Source organism: Ruegeria sp. C6 (assembly GCF_056537625.1).
The window spans coordinates 447,153-470,676 of sequence record NZ_JBQFRW010000001.1; the positions used below are offsets into that span (position 1 = coordinate 447,153).

At 58.2% G+C, this 23,524-nt stretch carries 22 protein-coding genes; 11 read left to right on the forward strand and 11 right to left on the reverse strand.

Going from position 1 to position 23,524, the window contains the following annotated elements; genetic code table 11:
• The first annotated feature begins 4 nt into the window (after positions 1 to 4).
• Positions 5 to 316: a cupin domain-containing protein gene (locus tag ACR0MJ_RS02215; RefSeq protein WP_480758856.1), complete on the forward strand. Its 312-nt coding sequence runs from the start codon at positions 5 to 7 to the stop codon at positions 314 to 316.
• Between the two features lie 140 nt (positions 317 to 456).
• On the opposite strand, the gene ACR0MJ_RS02220 is transcribed toward ACR0MJ_RS02215, so the two are convergent.
• Both ACR0MJ_RS02220 and ACR0MJ_RS02225 read right to left on the reverse strand, forming a co-directional pair.
• Entirely contained in the window at positions 457 to 2,094 is a 1,638-nt protein-coding gene (locus ACR0MJ_RS02220; RefSeq protein ID WP_170626566.1) for a GMC family oxidoreductase N-terminal domain-containing protein, read from the reverse strand.
• Positions 2,095 to 2,104: 10 nt separating this feature from the next.
• Positions 2,105 to 3,133: a LacI family DNA-binding transcriptional regulator gene (locus ACR0MJ_RS02225; protein ID WP_170396944.1), complete on the reverse strand. Its 1,029-nt coding sequence runs from the start codon at positions 3,131 to 3,133 to the stop codon at positions 2,105 to 2,107.
• Between the two features lie 238 nt (positions 3,134 to 3,371).
• Between ACR0MJ_RS02225 and ACR0MJ_RS02230 the strand changes: the two genes are divergently transcribed.
• The 8 genes from ACR0MJ_RS02230 to ACR0MJ_RS02265 all read left to right on the forward strand — a co-directional run bounded on the left by ACR0MJ_RS02230 (position 3,372) and on the right by ACR0MJ_RS02265 (position 12,335).
• Positions 3,372 to 4,838: an aldehyde dehydrogenase family protein gene (locus ACR0MJ_RS02230; RefSeq protein WP_480758861.1), complete on the forward strand. Its 1,467-nt coding sequence runs from the start codon at positions 3,372 to 3,374 to the stop codon at positions 4,836 to 4,838.
• Between the two features lie 54 nt (positions 4,839 to 4,892).
• Entirely contained in the window at positions 4,893 to 5,867 is a 975-nt protein-coding gene (locus tag ACR0MJ_RS02235) for an ABC transporter substrate-binding protein (RefSeq protein ID WP_170635328.1), read from the forward strand.
• A 67-nt stretch (positions 5,868 to 5,934) separates the two neighbouring features.
• Positions 5,935 to 7,470, forward strand: coding sequence for a sugar ABC transporter ATP-binding protein (locus tag ACR0MJ_RS02240; RefSeq protein ID WP_480453813.1), 1,536 nt, complete (start codon positions 5,935 to 5,937; stop codon positions 7,468 to 7,470).
• Positions 7,455 to 8,432, forward strand: coding sequence for an ABC transporter permease (locus ACR0MJ_RS02245; RefSeq protein ID WP_170403552.1), 978 nt, complete (start codon positions 7,455 to 7,457; stop codon positions 8,430 to 8,432). The genes ACR0MJ_RS02240 and ACR0MJ_RS02245 overlap by 16 nt, the downstream gene beginning before the upstream one ends.
• A 3-nt stretch (positions 8,433 to 8,435) precedes the next feature.
• Entirely contained in the window at positions 8,436 to 9,431 is a 996-nt protein-coding gene (locus ACR0MJ_RS02250; RefSeq protein ID WP_170403549.1) for an ABC transporter permease, read from the forward strand.
• Positions 9,431 to 10,531 (forward strand): mandelate racemase/muconate lactonizing enzyme family protein, encoded by a 1,101-nt coding sequence (locus ACR0MJ_RS02255; protein WP_480758867.1) that lies wholly within the window; start codon positions 9,431 to 9,433, stop codon positions 10,529 to 10,531. The genes ACR0MJ_RS02250 and ACR0MJ_RS02255 overlap by 1 nt, the downstream gene beginning before the upstream one ends.
• Complete coding sequence (locus ACR0MJ_RS02260; RefSeq protein WP_480758870.1) at positions 10,528 to 11,568, forward strand: zinc-dependent alcohol dehydrogenase; 1,041 nt, start codon at positions 10,528 to 10,530, stop codon at positions 11,566 to 11,568. Before ACR0MJ_RS02255 ends, ACR0MJ_RS02260 begins: the two co-directional genes overlap by 4 nt.
• Positions 11,565 to 12,335 carry an SDR family oxidoreductase gene (locus ACR0MJ_RS02265; RefSeq protein ID WP_480758874.1) on the forward strand — a complete coding sequence of 257 codons (771 nt, stop codon included), beginning with the start codon at positions 11,565 to 11,567 and terminating at the stop codon, positions 12,333 to 12,335. The genes ACR0MJ_RS02260 and ACR0MJ_RS02265 overlap by 4 nt, the downstream gene beginning before the upstream one ends.
• Positions 12,336 to 12,365: 30 nt before the next feature.
• On the opposite strand, the gene ACR0MJ_RS02270 is transcribed toward ACR0MJ_RS02265, so the two are convergent.
• From ACR0MJ_RS02270 to ACR0MJ_RS02300, 7 genes are all read right to left on the reverse strand, one after another.
• Positions 12,366 to 12,785 (reverse strand): secondary thiamine-phosphate synthase enzyme YjbQ, encoded by a 420-nt coding sequence (locus ACR0MJ_RS02270; protein WP_170403536.1) that lies wholly within the window; start codon positions 12,783 to 12,785, stop codon positions 12,366 to 12,368.
• 112 nt (positions 12,786 to 12,897) lie between these two features.
• Positions 12,898 to 13,761, reverse strand: a complete 864-nt coding sequence (locus ACR0MJ_RS02275; RefSeq protein WP_480758879.1) for a sugar phosphate isomerase/epimerase family protein — start codon at positions 13,759 to 13,761, stop codon at positions 12,898 to 12,900.
• 11 nt (positions 13,762 to 13,772) lie between these two features.
• Entirely contained in the window at positions 13,773 to 14,663 is an 891-nt protein-coding gene (locus ACR0MJ_RS02280) for an NAD(P)-dependent oxidoreductase (RefSeq protein ID WP_480758883.1), read from the reverse strand.
• A gap of 224 nt (positions 14,664 to 14,887) precedes the next feature.
• Positions 14,888 to 16,069: a mannonate dehydratase gene (gene uxuA / locus ACR0MJ_RS02285; RefSeq protein ID WP_170403527.1), complete on the reverse strand. Its 1,182-nt coding sequence runs from the start codon at positions 16,067 to 16,069 to the stop codon at positions 14,888 to 14,890.
• A complete protein-coding gene (locus ACR0MJ_RS02290; RefSeq protein WP_480758887.1) occupies positions 16,066 to 17,118 on the reverse strand; it encodes a Gfo/Idh/MocA family protein in 1,053 nt (350 codons plus the stop codon). The genes uxuA and ACR0MJ_RS02290 overlap by 4 nt, the downstream gene beginning before the upstream one ends.
• Positions 17,115 to 18,116: a Gfo/Idh/MocA family protein gene (locus ACR0MJ_RS02295; RefSeq protein WP_480758891.1), complete on the reverse strand. Its 1,002-nt coding sequence runs from the start codon at positions 18,114 to 18,116 to the stop codon at positions 17,115 to 17,117. Before ACR0MJ_RS02295 ends, ACR0MJ_RS02290 begins: the two co-directional genes overlap by 4 nt.
• The gene (locus ACR0MJ_RS02300) at positions 18,113 to 19,129 is read right to left on the reverse strand and encodes a Gfo/Idh/MocA family protein (protein WP_480758894.1); all 1,017 of its coding nucleotides are present in this window, start codon (positions 19,127 to 19,129) and stop codon (positions 18,113 to 18,115) included. Before ACR0MJ_RS02300 ends, ACR0MJ_RS02295 begins: the two co-directional genes overlap by 4 nt.
• 123 nt (positions 19,130 to 19,252) lie before the next feature.
• Here ACR0MJ_RS02300 and uxaC point away from each other — a divergent pair, with 123 nt between their 5' ends.
• Positions 19,253 to 20,596 (forward strand): glucuronate isomerase, encoded by a 1,344-nt coding sequence (gene uxaC / locus ACR0MJ_RS02305; RefSeq protein WP_480760269.1) that lies wholly within the window; start codon positions 19,253 to 19,255, stop codon positions 20,594 to 20,596.
• A complete protein-coding gene (locus ACR0MJ_RS02310; RefSeq protein ID WP_480758897.1) occupies positions 20,597 to 21,793 on the forward strand; it encodes a mannitol dehydrogenase family protein in 1,197 nt (398 codons plus the stop codon). It abuts the gene before it with no gap.
• On the opposite strand, the gene ACR0MJ_RS02315 is transcribed toward ACR0MJ_RS02310, so the two are convergent.
• Together ACR0MJ_RS02315 and ACR0MJ_RS02320 are read right to left on the reverse strand one after the other, a co-directional pair.
• A complete protein-coding gene (locus ACR0MJ_RS02315; protein WP_170403512.1) occupies positions 21,780 to 22,643 on the reverse strand; it encodes a sugar kinase in 864 nt (287 codons plus the stop codon). The genes ACR0MJ_RS02310 and ACR0MJ_RS02315 overlap by 14 nt on opposite strands.
• Positions 22,640 to 23,521 carry a DMT family transporter gene (locus ACR0MJ_RS02320; protein WP_480758901.1) on the reverse strand — a complete coding sequence of 294 codons (882 nt, stop codon included), beginning with the start codon at positions 23,519 to 23,521 and terminating at the stop codon, positions 22,640 to 22,642. The genes ACR0MJ_RS02315 and ACR0MJ_RS02320 overlap by 4 nt, the downstream gene beginning before the upstream one ends.
• Between the last annotated feature and the right edge of the window lie 3 nt (positions 23,522 to 23,524).

Sequence of the window (23,524 nt, forward strand, 5' to 3'; positions counted from 1 at the left end):
CATTATGACCAAGAGCTATCCGATTGTATCACCTGCATCAGGTGTCACGCGCCAGGTTTTGGCGGATAATGAAGACCTCATGATGGTTTCATTCCGGTTTGAAGAAGGTGCCGAAGGCGTGTTGCACAACCATCCGCATGTGCAGTCGACATTTGTGCGGTCCGGGCGGTTCAACTTTGTCATCGGAGATCAGGAGCGAGCGTTGGAACCCGGTGACAGCCTGATTATTCCGTCCGGTGTAAGCCATGGTTGTGTTTGCCTGGCTGCCGGAGAGTTGATCGACTGCTTCACGCCCAGGCGGGACGATTTTCTGTAAGGCGTTTTCCGTCCGCGCCATGACCTTTGGCCACGTTCTGCGCATTGAGGCAGGGTAGTCTATTTTCGGTGGGTCGGGCAGGGCGACGCCATATTCTGCGTTAGAAATAGGATCAATGACGGGCGACGCCGCAGCTCAGGTTAGGAATTGCGTATCTCGCGGGCTGATCCGATGCCGAGGATCAGGTCGGCGCATCGTTCGCCCAGCATCATGGCAGGTGCGTTTGTATTGCCGGCGTTGATGTCGGGCACGGCTGACATGTCGCACACCCGCAAGCTCTCGATTCCGCGCACGCGCATCCTGGCGTCCAGCACGGCCATTCCGTCGCCGTCCCGGCCCATTTTGGCAGTGCCCGCCGGGTGATAGTTGGTTTTTACGAATCGCTTGCAATGTGCTCGTAGCGTCTGGTCGTCGTCCGCTGTGGGAATGACGATTTCGCGAACCCTTTGAGCAAGCGGGCCCGAAGTGAATGCCCGGCGAAAGAACCGCTGCCCCCGGATCATCTCTTGCATGTCGTCTTCATGCTTCAGAAGGTTGGGCGAGACCACTGGCATGGTGTGAGGATCGGCCGAGCGAAGCCGGACCTCTCCGCGTGATTTCGGTTTGACCACGACGGTCGTAACGGTCAGGCCAAAGTCATCCTGCACCTCGTCCAGAGCGTCGCGATCCAGATAAACAATTGGCACGCAAAAAGCTTGAATGGTTGGTTCTCCATCAGGAATCGACGGATTGACAAACGCGCCGGCTTCGACTCCGGCGGAAGTCACCGGTCCGCTGCCGAACAGTTTGAACTGGATGCCGTTGCGAAGCATCCGCCAGCCCTCACCTTGTTTGAAGTATCCGTAGGGACCGTTGGCAAAGGCGGTAATTGGAACTTCGGGGTGGTCGATCAGGTTCTGGCCAACCCCAGGCAATGGGCAGATCACGGGAATACCGTGATCGGCAAGATGTGCATCAGGTCCGATGCCTGATAGCATTAGTATTTTTGGCGTCACCAGAGCGCCCGCCGCAACGACAACTTCACCATCGCACCGGACCGTGTGGGCTCCGCGTTTGTCTCGATACTGCACGCCGACGGCCTTATCGTTTTCGATGATGACTTTGCTGACCGTTGCGCCAAGCTGGATGGTCAAGTTCGGGTTCGTCTCGAGAGGGGCGAGAAACGCATAGGCTGACGAACTGCGTTTACCGGCGCGATTGGTGAACTGATAGAACCCGACACCGCGCTGCGTTGCGCCGTTAAAGTCCGTGTTGAATGGTTCGCCAAGGGCCTGCACCGACTGAACGAACCAACGTGACATGTCGTCGATATGCCCCGGATCCGAGACCTGCACCGGACCGTTGCTGCCATGCAGGTCATTGTGAAGCCTGTTATTGTCTTCCATTCTACGGAAGTAGGGCAGCACATCATCCCATCCCCAGCCGACCCCGTCGTTGGTCTGTCGTAGCAGGTCGTCCCACGCGTCATAATCAGTAGGGCGGCCGCGCATATAGACCTGGGCATTCACAGACGACCCGCCACCTAGCACGTTGGCCTGCGGAATGTCATGCACGCGACCGTCCAGGTGGTCCTGCGGTTCGGTCTGGTGGTAGGTCATGAACTTGGACCCGTTGATCATCTTGAAGATACCCGGCGGCATGTCCAGCAACGGATGGCGGTGCGAATGCCCGGCCTCCAGCACCAGAACCCTGCACTTGCCCTGGTTGACTAGTCGCGCTGCAGCGGCTGCGCCGGCAGAGCCGCCGCCGATGACGATATGATCGAAGGTTTCCGTCATGAATTCGCCTTCAGGCCCGGCGTTTGGGTTCGCTGATCGAGTCGCGCTCCACCAGTTCGCATTCAAGCTTCACGAGAGGGTGTCGCTGACCATCCGTCGGACCGTGGAACAACTGTTCGATGACCCAGCGTCCCATCGCCCTAGTTGGAAGGATCATCGAGGTCAGGGGGGGCGACAGGTGTCGCGCGGTTTCGTCATCGTCAAATCCGATGACCGAGATGTCTTCGGGGATGGATAGGCCAAGTTCCTTGAGCGCCTCATAGCAGCCGATTGCCATTCGGTCATTCTGACAGAAAATGGCGGTTGGCGGAGAGGGCAGGTCCATCAATTCGCGCGTGGCAGCATAGCCTGCGCTGGGCAGCCAGTTGCCCTCGATGACCAAATCCTCGTCAAATGGGATGTCGGCGGAAGCAAGGGCGTTTCTGTACCCGGTCGTTCGCCCTGCGGCGCATTCCATGAACGGCTCGCCGGTGATGGTGGCGATTCGTTTGTGCCCCGCCTTGATCAGGGCGTTGGTCGCCGTATGTCCAGCAGCGACTTCGCCGGGGATCACCGCAGGAAAAGAGAGGTCGTCGCAAAAGCAGTTCAGCAGCAGAACCGGGGTTGCGGTCTGCCTGAGTATTTCCGGAACGACCACCCGCCGGGTGAAAACGGTTGCGTAAATGATGCCCGCAACCTGTTGGTCGAGGAAATACCTAAGCGTTCTGGGTTCGACCTCGGGGTCGTTTTGGGTTTCTGCCAGCAATACAAGATTTCCCGTGTCCCGAACGGCCTGTTTCACGCCATTAAACGCGTTTACCATTTCGGGGCTCGACGCCAGATCGTCCACGACAAAAGCGATGGTGCCGTCTAACGCCGAGGGCCGAGGCGCGCTGTCCTGGGGTTTCCTGAGTTGAGAGGGCATGGCGTATCCAAGCGTGTTGGCGGCATCCAGGACTCTTTGCTTTGTGTCCTCGGAGATTTTGACGGAATCGTTCTTGTTTAGAACCAGCGATACTGTCGTCTGTGAGCACCCGGCGACGCGTGCAATATCATGCATCGTTATGCGCTGCCGGCCCGCGACTCGTCCCACGCCCCTGTGCTGCCCGGCCTTGTTCGCTTGATCATTCATTGCTCAACCTTTTTGTTCGCTTCCTTTTTATCGACTATACGGGGGACGCGCAACTAATATTAGTGAATAGTAATTAATATTAGTGTTGACGAAATAATATTATTAGTGTTTTGATCGACGGTGCGGTCGCCAATGTGGTCTGACCGAGTAAGCGCGGGAGGCGAAATTGCGGTCTGTAGTGGGGGAGTTGGGTCAGGTGGTTCGGCATTCGATGTTCATCGATGGCCGCTTTACCGACTCTGACGCGGACACGGTTGGTGTCGAGAACCCTGCAAATGAAGAGATCTTTGCGCAAGTTCCAGATGGCGGTGCCGCTCATGCGGATGCGGCCGTCGAGGCGGCCCATCGTGCTTTTGGCTCGTGGTCCTCGCGCCCGGCGATCGAGCGGGCGCGACTGGTTCAGCGGTTGGCCGAGGCCATCCGGATTGACGCCGGGCGTCTGGCCGCTCTGATCACGGTCGAGCAGGGCAAGCCGATCACGCAGGCCCGAAGTGAAGTTGATGCCGCTGTTACCTTTCTTTGCCATGCGGCTGAAGAGGCCCGGAGGATTTCGGGTGACATAGTGGCATCGGACAACAAGTCCGAGGAAATCCAGATCCGGCGTCATCCTTATGGCGTTGTTGTTGCGTTGACGGCCTGGAACTATCCGCTGGCATTGGCCGCCAGGAAAGTCGGGCCTGCGCTGGTCGCGGGCAACACTGTTGTTCTGTTGGGGCACGAAATCACGCCGCTGTCCGGTCTCGCGATCGCCGAGCTTGCCGAAAAGGTCGCGTTTCCGCCCGGTGTTCTGAATGTACTGACAGGCAAGGGGCCGGTGGTAGGGCAGCGGTTGGTCGAACACCCCGATACCTCACTGATCACAATGACCGGCAGCACACGAGCCGGTAAAGAGATTTTTCGCGCCGCGGCCGACCGGATCAAGGTTGTCCGGCTCGAGCTTGGCGGTAAGGCTCCGTTCATCGTGATGGAGGATGCGGATATTGACGCTGCTGTTTCGGCCGCCATTGCCGCCCGGTTTGCCAATTGCGGCCAGATTTGCACCTGCAACGAGCGTATGTATCTACATCGCGGCATTGCGGATCAGTTTCTTGAAAAATTCGTGTCTGCGGCCCGCGCTTTGTCGATCGGGGATCCGATGGAGGACTGCGATCTGGGTCCCAAAGTCAGCAAGGCCGAGGTGTCCAAGGTCGACGAAATCATTAAGCGCAGCATCACGGAAGGTGCCACGGTCCATCTGGAAGGCGGGCCCCTGTTGGACAGCGCGCACCGCAAAGGACACTGGATGTCCCCGACGGTTCTCGAGGTCTCCGACAACGGCAATGCCGCGATGCAAGAGGAGGTATTTGGCCCTGTGGCGACAGCCATGCGAGTCGATGATTTTGATCAGGCGATAGACGTAGCGAATGACACATCATTCGGGCTGTCTGCCTATCTCTTTACGGCATCGCACCGGCGATTGATGGAGGCCCCGAGCCGTTTGAAGTTCGGCGAATTGTACCTGAACCGCTCCAATGGTGAGGCCGTACAGGGATTTCACACCGGTTGGGGTTTATCCGGGGTTGGGGGCGAAGACGGCGCATATGGCTTCGATGGCTATCTGAGGAAACAGACGACTTACATGAATTGGGCATGACCTAAAACTCGCGGTCAAAACGGAGGCGACCGCACCAATGGAGGAGGAATAACCATGAAACGCAGAACTCTTTTGATCTCGACGGTTGTCGCGGGTGCGCTGTTGGGCACGACTGCGATAGCGCAGGATCTGCCACCGCTTGAGCAGAAAGATCGCTACAAGGTCGGCTTTGCGCAGATGGAGTCGAACAATCCGTGGCGCATTGCCGAGACAAAATCATTCCATGATACGGCCGAGGCCTGCGGCTGGGACCTTATCGCGACGGATGCAGCCGGATCTGCGGCAAAGCAGGTTGCGGATGTGGACAGCATGATCGCCCAAGGCATCGACGTTCTGTTCCTGCCCCCGCGGGAAGAAAAGCCGTTGATCCCAGCCGTTATGAAGGCCCGTGCAGCGGGAATCCCGACCTTTTTGGTGGACCGCTCGGTTGATCCGGCCGTTGCCAAGCCGGGCGAGCATTTTGTGGCGTTCCTTGGGTCGGATTTCATTGATCAAGGCAACCGGGCCGCACAGTGGCTGATGGAGAATTTCGACGGCGACAATGGCGTCATCGTCCAGTTGGAGGGCACGACTGGTTCTTCACCTGCAAATGACCGCAAAAAAGGTTTCGACGACGCGATTGCAGCGGATGACCGCTTTGAGATCGTGGCTTCTCAGACCGGTGACTTTGCGCGCGACCTGGGTCGTCAGGTGATGGAAACCCTGCTGCAGGCGCACCCCGATGTGAACGTGGTCTACGCCCACAATGACGAGATGGCGATCGGTGCGATCCAGGCTCTGGAACTGGCCGGCCGCAAGCCCGGCGAGGACGTGACCATCGTTTCGATCGACGGGACACGCGATGCACTTCAGGCTATTATCGATGGCAAGATGGGGGTGACGGTGGAAAGCTCGCCCTTCTTCGGCCCTCTGGCTTGTGAAGTCATGAATAAATACGCAGCTGGCGAGACGATCCCGGAATGGGTGAAAGTCGAAGATCGCATCTTTACCAAGGACAATGCGGCCGATCACATCGACGAAGCCTATTGATTCTCCCTGGTGGGTGGTGCTGGCCTGTGGTCGGCGCCGCCTGCAAGTAATCGGAGGAAGACATCTCATGAATGCGCTCGTCTCGATGTCGGGAATTGAAAAGTCGTTTGCCGGCGTACCGGCACTTAGCCAGGCCAACCTGGAAATCGCGCCCGGCGAGGTTCATGCGCTGATCGGCCAGAACGGTGCCGGAAAATCGACGATGATCAAGGTTCTGACCGGAGTTTACGATCGGGATGCCGGCGACGTTCATCTGGCGGGTGTGCCGAGCCGCATCTCCACTCCGCGCGAAGCGCAGGAATCCGGAATTGCCACCATCTATCAAGAGCTCAACCTGGTACCGCTGCGGTCAGTGACTGAAAACATCATCATGGGGTACGAGCCCAAACGTCTCGGCTTTCTGGTCGACTGGCGCGAGGGCAACAGGCGCGCACGCGAGGTGCTTACGCGCTTTGGCATAGATATCGACGTGACCGAGCCGCTAGGAAATTTCTCGACAGCGATCCAGCAGTTGGTTGCAATTGCGCGGGCTGTTTCGCTGGATGCGAAACTTGTCATCATGGACGAACCTACGTCGTCGCTGGATGCCAGCGAAGTCGAGGTGCTGTTCGGTGTTGTGCGCGAGTTGAAGAAACAGGGCGTGTCTGTTCTTTATGTTTCGCATTTCCTCGATGAGCTGTTCCAAATATGCGATCGAGTCACAACGATGCGAGATGGGCGCACCGTCAGCACGCGTAACGTCCAGGACACGACCAAACTGGAAATGATCGCGGACATGCTGGGCCGCAACAAGGATGAGATCGCGGCAGACGGTTTGACGGACTTCGCAGGTGCCAAGGCCAAGAAAGGCGATATCGTTTTGCGGGCGGACTCTGTTTCAACAGGCCCGCGGCTGACGCATTTCGACCTCACGCTCCACCGTGGGGAAATCGTCGGGTTGGGCGGATTGCTGGGCTCTGGCCGGACCGAGGCGGCGCGCGCGTTGTTCGGAGTGGACGGGAAACGCAGCGGCGCAATCGAGTTGCATGGCACGGTCGGTCAACCGTCCGGACCGGGTGACGCGATCGCAAACGGCGTCGGCTTTCTGACCGAAGATCGCAAGGCCGAAGGGATCATTCCAGACATGTCCGTGCGCGAGAACATGACGCTGGCCCTGCTGCCGAAACTGGCCAGCCGTGGTCAAATCGACTTTGCCCGCGAGCGCGAGATCGTTCAGGCCTTTATCGACGATCTGGGCATCAAGGCGGCGCATATGGACCAGCCCATTCGCGAGTTGTCCGGCGGCAACCAGCAGAAGGTGCTGCTTGCCCGTTGGCTGGCGACGCAGCCCGACATCCTGATACTCGACGAGCCGACCCGAGGCGTGGATGTTGGTGCCAAGCGAGAGATCCAATCGTTCATTCGGTCTTATGTCGAGAAGGGGTTTGGTGTCGTCCTCATCAGTTCGGAATTCGAAGAGCTGGTGGAAGGCGCCGATCGCATCGTGGTCATGCACGAGGGACGCTCGGTCAAGGAATTGACCAACCCCGGAGTCACCGAGAACATACTGGTGCGCGCGCTTGCGCATCATGAAGAAGGAACTGGTTCATGGACCGCGCAATGAAGTTGCCGCAACGGGTCGCATCAATGCCCTTCCGCTTTCACGGCGGCATCGCCGCGTTGGTCGCCCTATTAGTATTCAACGCGTTTTTCACACCTAATTTCCTGCAACTGCAAACCCTGTTCGTAAATATCAGCCAGGTCGCTACGATCGCCATCGTGGCCATGGGGATGACGCTGGTAATCGCCACGGGTGGGATCGATCTGTCGGTTGGGGCGGTCATGGCGCTGGCGGGGGCGCTTGCTCCGCTGATCTTTCTGTCGGATCTGGGCGCCGCCAATCCGATGCTAGGCGTCACTTTGGCCATTGTCCTGCCGCTGTTCATTGCGGGGCTATGCGGGGTATTCAACGGCGTGATGGTTGCCGTGTTGAACGTGCAGCCCATCGTTGCGACGCTCATTCTCTTCATCTCTGGTCGCGGTATTGCCCAAGTCTTGACGAACGGGAACCTGCAGACGTTTTCAAACCCTTCATTCAGTTATCTTGGAACTGGTAAAGTGCTTGGTTTGCCGTTCCAGGGCTGGCTGGCGCTGGCCATTGCCTGTGTGCTGTTTTGGGTGATCACCAGAACCACATGGGGCCGTTACCTGTTGGCCATAGGGGGCAATGAACGTGCGGCCTATCTGTCGGGTGGTCCCGTCCGACGGGTCAAGATCGGGGCCTATGTCATCTGCGCGGTGCTTGCGGGCCTAGCCGGTTTGATCGTGGTTGCAATCAACTCGGCCTCGGACGCCGCGCGCAACGGCAATCTGATGGAGCTTGATGCCATCGCGGCCGCGGTTGTTGGCGGGGCTCTTTTGCAAGGCGGGCGAGCGCCGATCTTTGGTGCCATACTGGGTGCCGTCATCATCCAGTTGGTCAAATATACATTGTTGGCCAACGGGGTAGAGGACGAAGTTGCACTGATCGCCAAGGCCGTCATCATTATCCTGGCCGTTTGGGTCCAGCAGTTTCGGAGGGTTTAATCGATGTTGGATGAAACGGCTTTTGACCTGCGAAAATACCTTCGACGTAATTCGGCCTCGGTGACGGTGTGGATCGCACTGCTGGCTTTGATTCTGTTCGGGCTGATGCGCTATGACAACTTTGGCAGCGCCTACAATTTCTCGTCTTTCCTGAATTACAACGCGATGTTCATCGCGATTGCGCTGGGCATGTGTTTTGTGATCATGACCGGCGGGATTGATCTGTCGGTCGGATCCGTGGCGGCGTTTACCTCGGTTGTTGCGGCCTATCTCAGCCCGTATGGGATTCAGGTTGCGTTGCCGGGGGCCGTTCTTGCCGGGGTTGGTTTCGGGGCGATCAACGCCTTTTGCATAATCATCCTTCGGATCCCGCCCTTCATCGCCACGCTGGCCACCATGCTGGCCGCAAAAGGCGGCGCATTGGTGATTTCGGGCGCCCAGACAATTTCGGTCGATTGGGGGTCGAACTTCACCAAGCTTGGCATGGGGCAGGCCTTTGGTCTGTTTCCATGGGCGATCGTCATCGTGGCCGGACTGACTCTGGCACTTTGGCTGGTGCTGGAAAGAACAACCATCGGGCGGACCGTCTTGGCGATCGGTGGCAGCGAGGATGCCTCAAACCTCATGGGTCTGAAGGTCAATCGCGCCAAGGCTTTTGTCTACCTGCTGTCGGGTGGCTGTGCGGGGCTAGCTGGAGTCTTTCTGGCCTCGGGTTTTGGAGCTGGGCAACCCCTTGAAGGCATCGGATGGGAATTGTCAGCCATCGCTTCTGTGGTTGTAGGCGGCACTTTGTTGACGGGTGGGATGGGATCGATCCCTGCGACGGTCGCTGGCGCGCTGTTGCTGGGGCTGGTCTTCAACGTTCTAAACTTTGAAAACGGTCAGGGCACCATCAGTTTCAGTGCCTATTGGCAAATGGTCATACGTGGAGGCTTTCTATTTGCGGTCATCCTTCTACAGTCTCGGGTTATTGCCAGGCAGCAGAAGGTCTTAGGTTAATGAATCGCATAGAAAGTGTATCAGCGCGGCTGTTCAACGTTCCGCTCGCCGAAGTCCTAGTCGATGCCAAACATGGGGATCACACGTTTTTTCAATTGATCACTGTCACCATTCAAACCTCGGATGGTGTCGAGGGGGTCGGGTATACCTATACCGGGGGCAAGGGTGGCCATGCTATCTTGGCGATGATCCAGCATGACCTGGCACCGTTCCTTGTTGGACAAGACGCCGAACAGATCGAAAGCCTGTACGATGCCATGCAGTGGCACGTGCACTACGTCGCACGGGGCGGGATCGCCTCGTTTGCCATCTCGGCCGTGGATATTGCACTGTGGGATATTCGCGGCAGAACGCAGAATGCGCCATTGTGGCAGATGGCCGGTGGAGCGTCCAAACGGTGCAAGGCCTATGCCGGCGGGATCGACCTGAATTTCTCGTTGGAGAAACTGCTGCGTCAGACCGAAGGTTACCTTGCGCGTGGGTTCAACGCAGTCAAGATCAAGGTCGGTCAACCAGACCTGGCCGACGATCTTGCACGTGCCCGGGCGGTGCGCGAGATGCTGGGGCCGGACCGGTTCTTCATGGTCGATGCGAATTACTCTATGAGCGTTGAACAGTCCATCGTGGCTGCCAGAGGGTTCGCCGATTGCGATATTCTGTGGTTCGAGGAACCGACTATTCCAGACGATTACAAAGGTTATGGTCGGATTGTCGAAGCGACGGGTATTCCCCTTGCCATGGGTGAAAACCTGCACACCATACACGAATTTGAATACGCCTTTGATGACGCGAAACTGAGTTTTATCCAGCCCGATGCCTCAAACTGCGGTGGAATCACCGGCTGGCTGCGCGTGGCCGCGCTAAGCGCACAGCACGACATTCCGGTTTGCAGTCATGGGATGCAGGAGCTGCACGTCAGCCTTGTTTCTGCGCAACCCAACGCAGGCTGGCTAGAAGTACACTCATTCCCGATAGACCAGTACACGACCCGTCCACTAGTTGTCGAAGACTGTCTGGCCGTGGCCCCGGACACCCCGGGAACAGGAGTGGAATTCGACTGGGACAAATTGAATGCGGAACACAAGGAGATGCATATATGACGACCCAGACGATCACTGCCGCATACTACAGGGGCGGTAAGAGCTTTGCAGTAGAGCAAGCCCAAGCGACAGATCCGGGTCCCGGCGAGGCTGCCATTCGTGTTGCCTATTGTGGGATTTGTGGGACGGATATGCACGTCTACCACGGCAACATGGATGCCCGCGTCGGCCTGAACCGGGTTATTGGGCATGAGATGTCAGGTGTGGTCGAAGCGGTGGGCGAGGGCGTCGATACGGTCGAACCCGGCCAGAAGGTCGTTGTCCGACCGCTTGATCACTGCGGAGAATGCCCAGCTTGCAAGCGGGGGCATCAGCATATCTGTCAGAATCTCAAGTTTCTCGGCCTCGACACCGATGGCGCGATGCAAGAGATCTGGACTGTTCCGGCCCACACGTTGCACGTTCTGCCGGATGACTTGCGCATGGATCACGCGGCGCTGATCGAGCCGGTTGCCGTTGCCTGCCACGATGTGCGGCTGTCTGACCTGCAACCTGGAGAGGACGTTGTCGTTATCGGCGGCGGCCCGATTGGCATCCTGGTTGCCATGGTTGCGCGGGACGCGGGTGGAAATGTCGTGATTTCCGAAGTGAATCCGAACCGTCTTGCGATTGCTGAAAAACTTGGCTTTGACACGATCAACCCAATCGAAACCGATCTGGTGTCCACAATCAACGCGCGCACGGGCGACAAAGGGGCAGATGTGGTTTTCGAGGTGTCAGGAACGCAGCCCGGTGTCGATGCAATGACCGCCGTTGCCGCGACTCGGGCCCGGATCGTAATGGTCGCGATCCATGCTCAAAAGCCCCAGATCGACCTGTTCCAGTTCTTCTGGCGAGAGCTGCGACTGATCGGTGCTCGGGTCTATGAGCCAGAGGATTACGAGAAAGCCATTGCAGTTGTCGCTTCGGGCGGAGTGGACGCGGATGTTGTGATCACGGACGTCAGCCCTCTGGCAGACATCCAGGCCGCGTTCGAAGCACTGGATCGCAGCCCAACCGCAATGAAAAGCCTGATCGAAGTAGGACCGCGTTCATGAGTGTTTTGCAAAGTTTCGACCTGACGGGAAAGACGGCCCTTGTGACCGGGTGCAAACGCGGTATCGGGCGCGGTATGGCCGAAGCATTGGCATCGGCCGGAGCCAATATCATCGGAGTGTCCGCCTCGCTCGAGCTGTCTGGCTCGGATGTCGAAAAAGCCGTGACGGCGATGGGACGCAATTTCCGGGCCTACCAATGCGACTTTTCGGATCGCGCCGCGCTGCATGGGTTCATTGATCAGTTGAGGACCGACGGACAAACCCCTGATATACTTGTCAACAATGCCGGCACGATCAAACGCAAACCCGCCGCCGAACACCCGGACGACTGGTGGGACGAAGTGATGGAGGTGAACCTGTCCTCGCAGTTCGTTCTGTCACGCGAGATCGGCAAGGACATGCTGGCGCGCGGCTCGGGGAAGATCATTTTCACGGCATCGCTGCTTACTTTTCAGGGCGGCATCACCGTTCCGGGCTATGCGGCCTCGAAAGGCGGGATTGGACAGCTGACCAAAGCCTTGGCCAACGAATGGGCCGGGCAGGGCGTAAACGTGAATGCGATCGCGCCTGGCTACATCGCGACCGACAACACCCAAGCCCTGCGGGATGATCCGGTCCGGTCGAAGTCGATCCTGGAACGAACACCCCAAGGCCGTTGGGGTACGCCTGTTGATTTTGCGGGACCGGTGGTCTTTCTGGCCTCCGCTGCGTCGGACTTCGTCAACGGTGAAATCGTTGTAGTCGACGGGGGCTGGATGGGGCGTTAGCACTGCCAACGCTCCATGTGATCCAAGGCATCACGTCCCGATGTAGTGCACCTTCAATCGGCGTGCCTTGGGTGCTTCCCGATGTTCGAACAGGTACAGGCTTTGTACGCGACCCAGCGGAAGCTGCCCGTGTTCGACCGGGATCGATACCTGAGTTTGCGTCAACAGCGCCCGCAGATGCGATGGAGCGTTGTCGTCCTCGGTCGGGCGGTGGTGATACTTGCCTGGTGACTTGGGTACGAGTTTCTCGAAGAACGTCTCGATATCCTTGAGCACATCGGGATCGGCATTGGCCTGCACCAATAGCGCGGCACCGGTGTGGACGCACCAAAGGGTCAGCAGGCCCGAGACAAATTCGTGTTCGGACACCGCACGCTGAACGATCCCGCTGATGTCGATGAGGGATTTGCCCGGCGTTTCAATGGACAGGTCAAAAAACTGTTGTTTCATCCAGCAGGCCCTTTCCTTGATTTCACGCGAGCGCGCCCAGCTTTCTACATCTCACTTGGCATTCAGCAATGGGGGTCAAGATTTTGATTTTGAACGCATATTGACTACATTTTTATGCAAACAGGCTTTTGAACTGGTCCACACACAGACGAAAACCATCTTCGAAATTCCCGTTGTCGGGGTGATAAACGCTTTCGAAAGAAATGACGCCATCATAGCCGTCGGATCTAAGCGCGTCCGCGATGGGTTGGAACAAAGGCGCAAGCTGACCTTCCCCCATGCGGCGCACTTCCAGCGTTGCCCGTGGCGTGTCGACCTTCACGTCCTTGATGTGAATGTGACCCAGATAGCCGCCGCGCAGTTCTTCATAACCGTCCGGATATGCCAGTTCATGGCACCAGCAGTTGTTTCCGGGGTCCCACAGCACTTTCAAAGAGTCTTTTGCGTCCAACTCGTCAATCAGCTTGCGGGCTGTATAGTTGGAATTGACCAGCGTGCCGTTTCCGGTTTCCACGACAAGCGTCACGCCCTCAGCTCTTGCCAGTTCAACCGCCGGCGCGATCAGCGGCGGCATCGAGTCCCATACCCCATGCGCTACGTTCCACTTCTCGGCGCCGTTTTTTCCCCACAGTATCTGCTCTTTTCGTTGGGTCATGATCCGAACCAGCGGAGACCCAACAACATGCGCCATGTCGATTACGCGTTTCAAGGCGTCCATATGCCGAGTGTGGAGGTCGTCGCCGGGCCTATTGGCAGCTGTCATCCCCGCAAAGATATGGCGCGACAGACATGACACAGGTTTGCCCCGGTCGCGCAAAAGCGCGTCGATCTCGGCAATTTGCTGCGGGGAATGATCCCCGACCTCCGCATCGCTAACGAATTGAAGCTCTGCATAGTCCAGACCGAATTCGTCCATCACGTCAACGGCATGCAGCAAATCGCGGGAAATGCCGTCGCAAATCACACCTAGTTTCATGTCCGGTCCCCTCAGCGATGCAATTCTGCGTCAACGATTTCTTCGATGACGCGAGTACACACCCAGTTGTCACCATTCGGGTATTTGGTTTTTCCTGCGTGAAAGATCTGCATAGCGGATGATGCTGTGTGCATTGGAACGCCCAACGCACCGGCCAGTGCCAGCGAGATCGTCAGGTCCTTGTGCATGGTTGCGATATGGCTGCCGGTGGCCTCGAACTTGCGATCAATGATGTTTTCAAGGGCGGAATTCACGACGCCGCACCCCGCGCTGGATGAGGAGAACACATCAAGTAATGCCTGACCGCTGACACCGGCTTTGGCCGCCAGGGCTGCAGCCTCGAATGTGGCGGAAAAGATCGATCCGATCAGGGATTGCAGGCAGGCTTTCACGGTTTGCCCGTCGCCGACGTTTTCGCCGACCCGATGAATTGTTGCCGACACTGCCTGCATGACTTCTGCATTTCGGTCCAGCACATCCGCAGCACCGGCAGCCATCATCGTCAATGTGCCGTTCTGCGCGCCGGGAAACCCACCTGAGACCGGCGTGTCGATTAAGTTAATCCCCGAGCCTTCCATATCCTGCCCGATGGCGCGGGCTTCGGCCGGGGTAATGGTCGCCGACAGGATGACCGTTCCGCCTTTGGCCATGTTCGCAACCAGCCCGTTTTCACCCAGAATGACATCGCGGGCCTGATCTCCGTTCATCACCATGACAAACACACTGGAGGCGTGTCGACCGACCTGTCCCACGCTGTCCTTGGGCCGGCCGCCCATGTCAGCAAATGCCGTCATGCGCGTCTCGCTCAGGTCGAAACCTGATGTTTCGAAGCCATTCTCGATCAGGTTCTTGGCAAGGCCGCTGCCCATGTCGCCAAGACCTATTACGCCTGCAGTATTCATTTGGGCTCCTCCCGATATTTCGCCGTTGCCGTATGGCAGGCGTTTCGAAAAATGATGCCTAATCGCATCGGTTTTCGCGGGAGTTTCACGCGTCTTGAACAGACGTCGGGCGAGTCCGGAAGACACCCCGCTGCCCGTTTACGTGACGTAAGTAAACGAAGAATGCGGCGCTCAGGCAAGCAAAGAAGTGTTGCGGGCGAAAAGAAACCGCCTGATCCGACGCGTTACGAGAACGCCGCCATGATGCCGCGCAGTTCCGCAAGCCCGCGCATACGCCCGATCAACGGATAGCCGGGAGTACTGTGTCCGCCCAGATCGCTCAGCAGTTCTTGTCCGTGGTCGGGCCGCATCGGAATTTGCCAGTCGCGACGCCCTTGGGATTTGCGGCGGCGCTGTTCGTTCATCAGTTCGCGAATTGTGCCGACCATGTCGGTGTCGCCCTCCAGATGCGAGGCCTCAAAGAAGTCCGGCTTCTGGCTGTCTGACCCGGCGATGCGTTGGGTATTCCGCAGATGGACAAAGTGAATTCGGTCGCCATGCCTGCGCACGAAGTCCGGCCCATCAAATTCGGGAGACACTCCCAGCGATCCGGTACACAACGTTGCGCCGTTCGCCAACAAATCAACCGCATCCAGAACGGCGCCGTAGTCATCGGTACTGGACATGATCCGCGGCAGACCAAGCAACGAGAACGGCGGATCATCTGGATGACAGCACAAGCGTAGTTCCAGTTCTTGGGCGACTGGGGCGACTTCTGACAGGAAGTCGATCAGGTTTGCGCGAAGCCGGTCACGGTCGATATGTGCATAGGTCTGCAACAAAGCGCGCACGTCCTGCACGCTCCACTGATCGTTGGCGCCGGGCAACCCCGCAGTGACATTGTGTTGCAACTGGGCCTTGGATTCATCCGACATGCGCAAGAAGCGATCCTTGGCCGTTTGCTGGACGACGCTGGAATAGTCTTCGGACGCGCCCGGACGTTCAAGAATATGTATGTCGAAAGCAGCAAAATCGGTCAGGTCGAACAGCATGGCCGTTCCGCCGTGCGGCTGCGGTGCGCGAAGGGCGGTGCGCGTCCAATCCAGGATTGGCATGAAGTTGTAGCAAACGATTTTGATGCCACGGGCGGACAGGGACCTGAGGCTGGACTTATACGCCTGCAGATGTTCAGCCATGTCTGCGGACTGTGTTTTGATCGCCTCGGAAACGGGCAGGCTTTCGACAACGTCCCAACTGTACCCGGCAGTAGCCAGAACTGCTTGCCGATCGGCGATGCTTGGTTCGTCCCAGGGCTGTCCCGGCGGGATGTGATGCAGCGCGGTGACGATGCCCTGAACCCCGACTTGATGGAGAGCGGCAAGGGCGATCGGATCATCGGGTCCGAACCAACGCCAGCATTGTTTCATGGCAGCCATCCTTCATACAGCGGGTGATCGGAGCTGATGGGAAGAGCAACGCGCTGCCCGGTGCGCGCCGCGTGATAAATCGCTGTCACAAGGCCGATGGATGCAGCGCCATCCTTCAGCGTAACGGCCGAATTTGCCTCGGACCGCAGCGCCCTGCCGACTTCGGTAAAGAACCCTTCGAAACCTGTTGGCTCGTCAGTGGCGGCTGCAAGGGCCTCGTCGATAGCGGCTTGATTCACAGGGTCTCGCGCGACGAATGTCCAGGGCGTTTGACCCGGGGCATAGGGTTCGGAGCCAGAGGTGGCGGTCACCTTTTCAAAGACTAGCCGCAGGCGGGTTTCGTCCGTGGCGGCGCCCAGGGTGATATTGCTTGTACACAAAGCTCCGGAAGTCATGCCAAAGCAGATCGCGGCGCAGTCTTCGGTCTCGATCGGGTTGACCCGCGTTGTGGCCATTGCAGACACCCAGGCGATATCACCCGCGATATGAGTCAGCAGATCATGGTTGTGGATGGCATGGCCCAGCACTGCGCCGCCGCGTTCACCAGCCCATGTTCCCCGCCACGGCACCGCGTAATAGTCTGCCCCGCGGGACCAATGGGTCTCAAGCGCGGCAGTTTGGACCGCTCCGGTCAGGCCTGCGCGTTGCAGGTGGCGCAGTTGGGCCAGTGACGGCCCCCACCGGTATTGAAACACCGGAAACACCTGCTTGCCCGCGCTGCGTGTGGCTGCCGTGATCCGATCCACATCTTGCATCGAGGTCGCAAGAGGCTTTTCGCAGACAACGTGTTTTCCTGCGGCCAGTGCTGCAAGGGTGGTCGGTACATGCAGATGGGGCGGCAGGCAGATGTCGATGACATCAATCGCCGGATCATCAAGAGCGTCCTGAATGTTGGTTAGTGCCCGAAAATCCGAGTTCTGCCGTATCTGTTCGATCCGGTCCGTATTCTGGTCGACCACGGCGGCTACGCGAAAGGTGCGGTCAAGCCGTTCCAGAGCGTCCAGATGTTGCGCACCGATACCTGCGCCAAGGATCGCAACGTTGATCATCTGCGTTCCGCCACTTCCTGCGCGTGCAGTGCCAGTTCCATGACCGTAAAGCAGTGGGTCTGTGTCATCGCGGTTTCGGTCCGGTTGCGGATGTCATCGGCCAGGCGCGCGAAGTAGGGAAGGCCGGCGTCGGCTGCGTCGATCTTTTGGCAGGTTTCACCATTGACGAGGATCAGATGGTCTGTCCCTAAGGCCCCACCCACATCGACGTATTTCCGCAACTCGATATATCCTTCGGTTCCGAGGATCGTCAGACGACCATCCCCCCAGTTTGGCAAGGCATCCGGCGTGAACCAGTCAACCCGGATGTACCCGGTGCCATTCTCGCTTCTTAGATTGAGTTCTCCGAAATCCTGCAATCCGGGATCTTTGGGGTTTGCGTAGTTCGCCACATAAGCGTTCGTGATTTCTGCGGTTTTCGAACCTGTGTAATGCAAGAATTGATCGATTTGATGCGAGGCGATGTCGGTCAGAATGCCGCCATAGCGGTCACGCTGAGAAAACCAATCCGGCCGGGTTGCCCGGTTCAATCGGTGCGGGCCAAGCCCAACCGTCTGGATCACGCGCCCGATGGCACCGGACTCGACCAACTCGGTCGCCCGGGTGCTGACGGGCGTTTCAAATCGTTCGGAAAAATTCACCGACCAGATTCGACCGGTGTCGGCGACCGCTCGCTTGATCTGGTCGAGTTGCTCGAACGTCGTGCAGCCCGGCTTGTCGCTCATGACATCCATGCCGTTTTGCATGGCGCGGATCGTCAACGCGGCCCTATCTGCCGGTATCGCCGAAATCAGCGCCAGATCCGCCCCACTGGTTAGGGCGTCTTCCAGTCGGGCCAGCCGCGGAATATCGGGAAACCTTTTGACGTAGCCCGGAAGCGTTTCCGGATCGCCTTGTGTCCAGTAGCCAACGCAGTCCACGCCGATTTTACGCATGTTTTCCGTCATGCCATAGATATGGCGGTGGTCCAGGCCAAGGGCGACGCAGGTCAGGCTCATGAGATGACTCGTGTTTTCTGGCCGGTTCGATTGGCGATCTGCATCGCGTCTATGACGGCGTGGGTCAAAAGGGCACTGCGCCCGGTGGCCATGGGCAGCGTGTCATCGGCAACCGCCATGGCGAAATCCTCGATGACCGCCTGATGCCAAGCATGGGTGAACGCCATGGGATCGGCCCCTCCGCCTGTGGCGGACGTTTCGCCAACCGTTGATTTATGACCATCGAACGTCGTTAAGGTCAGGACACCTGACTCCAAATGCGCTTTGGCGCGTGTGCCTTGGATGGTAATGGACTCAGCGGCCCCGGGATATTCGGCAGTAGTCGCCATCATAGTGCCCACGGCGCCTCTATCCGTTTCAAAGACTGCACCTGCCCAATCCTCAGCTTCGAGATCGTGTAACGGAGTTTTTCTCATCATGGCTTGAATGTCCGAGATCGGCCCCAGCAGCCACATCGCAAGATCAAGCGTGTGGATTGCCTGCGAGATCATGACACCGCCTCCGTCGCGCGCATAAGTGCCGCGACCCGGCTCGTCATAGTAGCTCTGATCGCGCCACCAAGGGACACGGATCTCCACCGTGGCGATCGCGCCCAGCTCACCCTGTTCAATGGCTGATTTCAGCGCCTGCGAGGCGGCGCGGGCGCGGTGCTGAAAGACGATGCCCAGCGGCACACCGGATACCTCGCACTGCTCGACGATGGCTGTCGCGGCGCCCAGCGTTCTCTCGATGGGCTTTTCCATTAGGATCGGTTTCGAAGCGCTCGAAAGAACCCGAACCAACTCTGAGCGCTGATCGGGCGGTGTTGCGATGATCGCAAAGTCGACGTTTGGGTCGTTTGCGATTTCCTCGATCGAGCCGAATGCGCGGGTGCCGTTTCGCTGCGCGAACTCAGCTGCTTTTTCAGAGTTGCGCCCGAGGACGCCGGCAAGACTGAGGCCTTGATCCGATGCTTGAATGGCAGCGACATGCGTGCCCGAAACCATCCCCAAACCAATCAGCGCAATATTCATTCATTCCCCCGGATCACACGGTCAGTCTGCGGGTTCGAACGGGAAAGATGCAACCATTAAAAACTGTGTTAACAATTGCGGGCAGCAGTATCGGAGGCAGAATTGACAGGCAATTTGAATGGCATGGCAGAAAACCTGTACTTGGGCATCAAGGACCTGCCAATCGTGTCTCCGCATGGTCACTGCGATCCGGGGTGGTTTGCAACCGATGAGCCGTTTCCCAACCCGGCAGAGCTGCTTGTGGTTCCCGACCATTACGTATTCCGTATGCTCTATTCGCAGGGCGTTCCTTTGTCCGAACTTGGCGTTGGGGAAGAGGGGCGAAAGAAGGATCCACGCGCCGTTTTTCGCACCTTTGCCGAACACTGGCATCTGTTTCTGGGAACGCCATCCCGGATCTGGATTAGCTACGTGCTGCACGAAACGCTGGGCGTGTCTGAAGAGTTGTCTTTGCGCACGGCTGACCTGATTTATGATAAGATCTCAGAAAAGCTGGCGCGACCCGAATTTCGTCCGAGGGCTTTGTTCGACAGGTTTGGGATCGAGGTTCTGGCCACCACAGATTCGGCTCTCGACGGCCTGGCTGAGCATCGGGAGATTCGAACAAGCGGTTGGGGCGGGCGGGTTGTTCCGACGTTCCGCCCAGACGGGGTTTTGGATGGGGCGGACCCGGAGTTCGTACAGAACCTGAACAAGTTGGCCGAGCTGACAGGCTGCGATCTGGACAGCTATGATGGCTACCTCAACGCGCTGCGAATGCGGCGGGCTTATTTCATCCAGTTGGGATGTACTGCCACCGACCACGGTATCGAACGCGTACAGACCGAGTGGCTGGACGACCCGGAAGCGCTGTACCAGCGGCTGAGACGGCGGGAAGGTACCGAACAGGATGCTCGCCGGTTCTATGGGCATATGCTGATCGAAATGGCGCAGATGTCTGTCGATGATGGTCTGACAATGCAGATACATGCTGGCAGCAAGCGCAACACGAACCACGCGGTACTGCGGGACTTCGGACGGGACAAGGGGGCCGACATTCCAATCGCGATGGATTGGGTCACGGGCCTTGAGGCGCTGTTGAACCGGGTCGGTAACTCGGCGGAACTGCGCATCATTCTGTTCACACTGGACGAAAGCACCTATGCCCGCGAACTGGCCCCGATGGCGGGACATTGGCCGTGCCTTCGGATCGGGCCGCCTTGGTGGTTCCACGACAGCCCAGCCGGGATTGCGCGGTATTTCGATCAGGTCGTTGAAACGGCCGGATATTACAATCTGGCCGGATTCAATGACGACACGCGGGCTTTCCTGTCCATTCCTGCACGTCACGACCTGTGGCGACGGGGTGTGGCGATTCATCTGGCCGAGCAGGTTGCGCGCGGCTATTTCGATCGGGACAGTGCCGAGCATCTGGCGCGATTGCTGGCGGTCGATCTGGCGAAACAGGTTTACAGGTTGCAAAGCTAGATGGGTACAATTCTTCATTTCGGCCTTGGAAACTTTGCCCGGGCGCACTTGCTGGATTACACCGATCAAGCGGGCGAATGGGACGTTGTCGGCGTCAGCCTGCGTTCATCCTCGGTTCGGGATGGATTGGCCCGACAGGGTTTCGAGTACGATTTGTGCTTGCAGGGGCAGGGCGTCAAGCGCATCAAAGCTCTGCGTGACGTTCTGGTCGCGCCCAAGGATCGCGCAGAGATATTCGATGTGATGGCGGATGCCGAGATCATTTCGGCAACTGTTACCGAGAAAGGTTATCACTTGGACGCCGCGGGCAAGCTGAACCTTCAGGACCCGGCGATTGCCGCCGATCTGGCAGGGCAAGGGCCTGCGACACTGATCGGGTTTTTAGCTTATGACCTTGCGGAACGGCGCAAGCCAGTAACGGTACTAAGTTGTGACAATCGCATGGAAAACGGCAAGACGCTCGAAACGGCAGTTGCCGATTTTGCGGAAGCAGCCGGTCTGGACGTGAATTGGGACTCTGTTCGCTTTCCCAACGCGATGGTCGACCGGATCACCCCGGCTACCACGGACGCCGTTCGCGCAATCAGCGGCGATCCTATGGCTGTTCCGACCGAGGCGTTCTCGGAGTGGGTGATCGAAGACAGTTTCGCCGGTCCGCACCCGGATTGGCCGGGTGTGCAACTGGTCGAAGACGTAGCCCCGCACGAGATGCGAAAGCTGCGCATGCTGAACGGTGCCCATTCCCTGTTGGCTTATGCCGGGTTGGAGCGGGGCCTGACCTACGTCCACGAAGCGGTTCGAGACCCGGTTTTGCGCCCGCTGGTTTCCGAATTGATGAAGGATGCGGGCGCAACGCTGCCCGCTGCACTGCAAGCACAGGTTCCGGATTATGCCGAGGCTTTGTTGCGCCGCTTTGAAAACCCCGAGCTGGCGCACCGTCTGGACCAAATCGCGATGGATGGCAGCCAGAAGCTGCCGTATCGGTTTGTTCCCACACTCCGTGAGACCGGCTCTCAGGCGGTGATTGCAGGGATGCGGGCCTGGATCTCCTATTGCATGTCCGAGATCGCAAAGGGCAGGGCGCTGAACGATCCTTGCGCGTCGGAAATTGCCAAGGCCGTCAAGCAGCCGGACCCGGTAGTGCCGCTTTTGGGTCTCGTTGGTGCTGAGGATCTCGCGCCACTTATCCGGGAATGATCGCGCCGCGGAACTGAACAACGGTGGAAGCCAGATTGTGTCCAGCCATCAGGGCCTCGGCCTGTGATTTTCCCATCAGCAAGGCCGCGAGGTACCCACCGTTGAAACTGTCGCCCGCCGCTGTCGTATCCAGCACGTTTTCGGCAGGTTCATAGGTTTGGTCAGTGTTCTGCCCGATGGATAAAGGGCCATTCTCTCCGCGTTTCAACGCACCAACACCGTGATGATCGGCAAAGCGTGCAGCCACCTGGTCCGCGCTTTCCCCGAACAATGCCATCTCGTCGTCAATGGACGGCAGGGCAATGTCTGCACGTTGCCAAAGCCGTTGGTTAATCTGCCGAGCGTGTTGGACGCTGTCCCAAAGACGCGGACGAAAGTTGCTGTCATATACCAACCGGACGGAAGAGCCTTCGAGCCAGTCCAGAAGCGCAAGCCTGACTGCATGCGGAAGAATGGCCACGGAAATCCCTGACAAGTACAGCACGTCGTAACCGTTCAGCGGGCTGAAGTCGTGATCGGCAAAAAGCTGACGGGCGGCTGCCTCGCTGCGCCAATAGGTAAAGCTGCGTTCACCGTCCGCAGATGTCGTGATCGCGTATAGTCCCGGAGAGGCGTCCGGAATGATACGGATGCCTGATGTTCCGATGCCATGACTGGCGATGAAGTCCACGATACGCCTTGAGAACGGATCGTCGCCTAGACATGTCACATACTCCACCTGCAGGTCAGGCGCGGCACGGTGCATGTAGATGGCAGTGTTCAGCGTATCCCCCGCGACGCCCACCTTCGCGCCGGTTTCCAGCATGGACAATTCGATCATTGCTTCGCCGATGCAGGCAATTCGCGTCATTTCTTTTCTCTTTTCCAGATGATGAGACCGGCAGCCATGATCAGCGCAGCCCCCGCCAACGTGAATGCGTCCGGTACCGTGTCAAAGAACAGATAACCCCAGATTGCCACGTAGATTAGGAACGAATAGGTGAATGGCATCAACTGGTTCGCCGTTCCAAACCGATGCGCGTTCGTCAGCAGTTGATGCCCGCACCAGCCAAACACACCAAGGCCGATCAGTACAATCAGGCTCCACGTGTTTTCTGGCTGGACCCAAAACCAGATGGCGAACGGCAACAGGACCACCGTACCGGTAAGCCCGAGGTAGAACTGCATAGTGTCCACGGCAACGACCCCGGACAGCCTGCGCGTCATGATCGAGTACAAGGCCAAAGCGGTGGCATTATATACGATCAGCAGCATGGTCGGATGAAAGGCCGAACCAAACGGCCGTACGACAACCAACACCCCCATAAAGCCCAGGATGATAGCCGCCCAACGCCATGGGCCCACGCTTTCTTTCAATACAAAGACGGACAGAAAGCACACGATGACCGGGCTTGAGAACATGATTGCCGACACAACGGTCAGTGGCAAAAACCGTAGGGCATAAAAATTGAAAACGGTCGCCGAGATCAGCAGCAAGGCCCGGCTTATCACCTGCCATGGATAGTCAGTCTTGAACCGACCGGCCTCTATCCCGCCCTTGGCGATCACGCCCACTGAGATCACGAAGTGCCCCGCATAGCGCATGAACGCCAACTGAAATGCCGGCACTCCGGCCAACGCCAACCACTTGGCCCCAAGGTCAACCAACGAAAAGAACAGCCACGCCATCAACATCAGCACAATGCCAAGGCGCGGCAGGTCAGCGGTGGGGTTGGCGGAGACAGCCATCGA

Excerpts from the sequence above, each read along its gene's own strand:
- ACR0MJ_RS02260 (WP_480758870.1), top strand. The coding sequence starts at position 10,528 with ATGACGACCCAGACGATCACTGCCGCATACTACAGGGGCGGTAAGAGC.
- ACR0MJ_RS02225 (WP_170396944.1), bottom strand. The coding sequence starts at position 3,133 with ATGCATGATATTGCACGCGTCGCCGGGTGCTCACAGACGACAGTATCG.
- ACR0MJ_RS02290 (WP_480758887.1), bottom strand. The coding sequence starts at position 17,118 with ATGATCAACGTTGCGATCCTTGGCGCAGGTATCGGTGCGCAACATCTG.
- ACR0MJ_RS02245 (WP_170403552.1), top strand. The coding sequence starts at position 7,455 with ATGGACCGCGCAATGAAGTTGCCGCAACGGGTCGCATCAATGCCCTTC.
- ACR0MJ_RS02315 (WP_170403512.1), bottom strand. The coding sequence starts at position 22,643 with ATGACGCGAATTGCCTGCATCGGCGAAGCAATGATCGAATTGTCCATG.
- uxuA (WP_170403527.1), bottom strand. The coding sequence starts at position 16,069 with ATGAAACAATGCTGGCGTTGGTTCGGACCCGATGATCCGATCGCCCTT.
- ACR0MJ_RS02250 (WP_170403549.1), top strand. The coding sequence starts at position 8,436 with ATGTTGGATGAAACGGCTTTTGACCTGCGAAAATACCTTCGACGTAAT.
- ACR0MJ_RS02270 (WP_170403536.1), bottom strand. The coding sequence starts at position 12,785 with ATGAAACAACAGTTTTTTGACCTGTCCATTGAAACGCCGGGCAAATCC.
- ACR0MJ_RS02265 (WP_480758874.1), top strand. The coding sequence starts at position 11,565 with ATGAGTGTTTTGCAAAGTTTCGACCTGACGGGAAAGACGGCCCTTGTG.
- ACR0MJ_RS02280 (WP_480758883.1), bottom strand. The coding sequence starts at position 14,663 with ATGAATACTGCAGGCGTAATAGGTCTTGGCGACATGGGCAGCGGCCTT.
- ACR0MJ_RS02235 (WP_170635328.1), top strand. The coding sequence starts at position 4,893 with ATGAAACGCAGAACTCTTTTGATCTCGACGGTTGTCGCGGGTGCGCTG.
- ACR0MJ_RS02295 (WP_480758891.1), bottom strand. The coding sequence starts at position 18,116 with ATGAGCCTGACCTGCGTCGCCCTTGGCCTGGACCACCGCCATATCTAT.
- uxaC (WP_480760269.1), top strand. The coding sequence starts at position 19,253 with ATGGCAGAAAACCTGTACTTGGGCATCAAGGACCTGCCAATCGTGTCT.
- ACR0MJ_RS02255 (WP_480758867.1), top strand. The coding sequence starts at position 9,431 with ATGAATCGCATAGAAAGTGTATCAGCGCGGCTGTTCAACGTTCCGCTC.
- ACR0MJ_RS02215 (WP_480758856.1), top strand. The coding sequence starts at position 5 with ATGACCAAGAGCTATCCGATTGTATCACCTGCATCAGGTGTCACGCGC.
- ACR0MJ_RS02240 (WP_480453813.1), top strand. The coding sequence starts at position 5,935 with ATGAATGCGCTCGTCTCGATGTCGGGAATTGAAAAGTCGTTTGCCGGC.
- ACR0MJ_RS02310 (WP_480758897.1), top strand. The coding sequence starts at position 20,597 with ATGGGTACAATTCTTCATTTCGGCCTTGGAAACTTTGCCCGGGCGCAC.
- ACR0MJ_RS02300 (WP_480758894.1), bottom strand. The coding sequence starts at position 19,129 with ATGAATATTGCGCTGATTGGTTTGGGGATGGTTTCGGGCACGCATGTC.
- ACR0MJ_RS02320 (WP_480758901.1), bottom strand. The coding sequence starts at position 23,521 with ATGGCTGTCTCCGCCAACCCCACCGCTGACCTGCCGCGCCTTGGCATT.
- ACR0MJ_RS02220 (WP_170626566.1), bottom strand. The coding sequence starts at position 2,094 with ATGACGGAAACCTTCGATCATATCGTCATCGGCGGCGGCTCTGCCGGC.
- ACR0MJ_RS02275 (WP_480758879.1), bottom strand. The coding sequence starts at position 13,761 with ATGAAACTAGGTGTGATTTGCGACGGCATTTCCCGCGATTTGCTGCAT.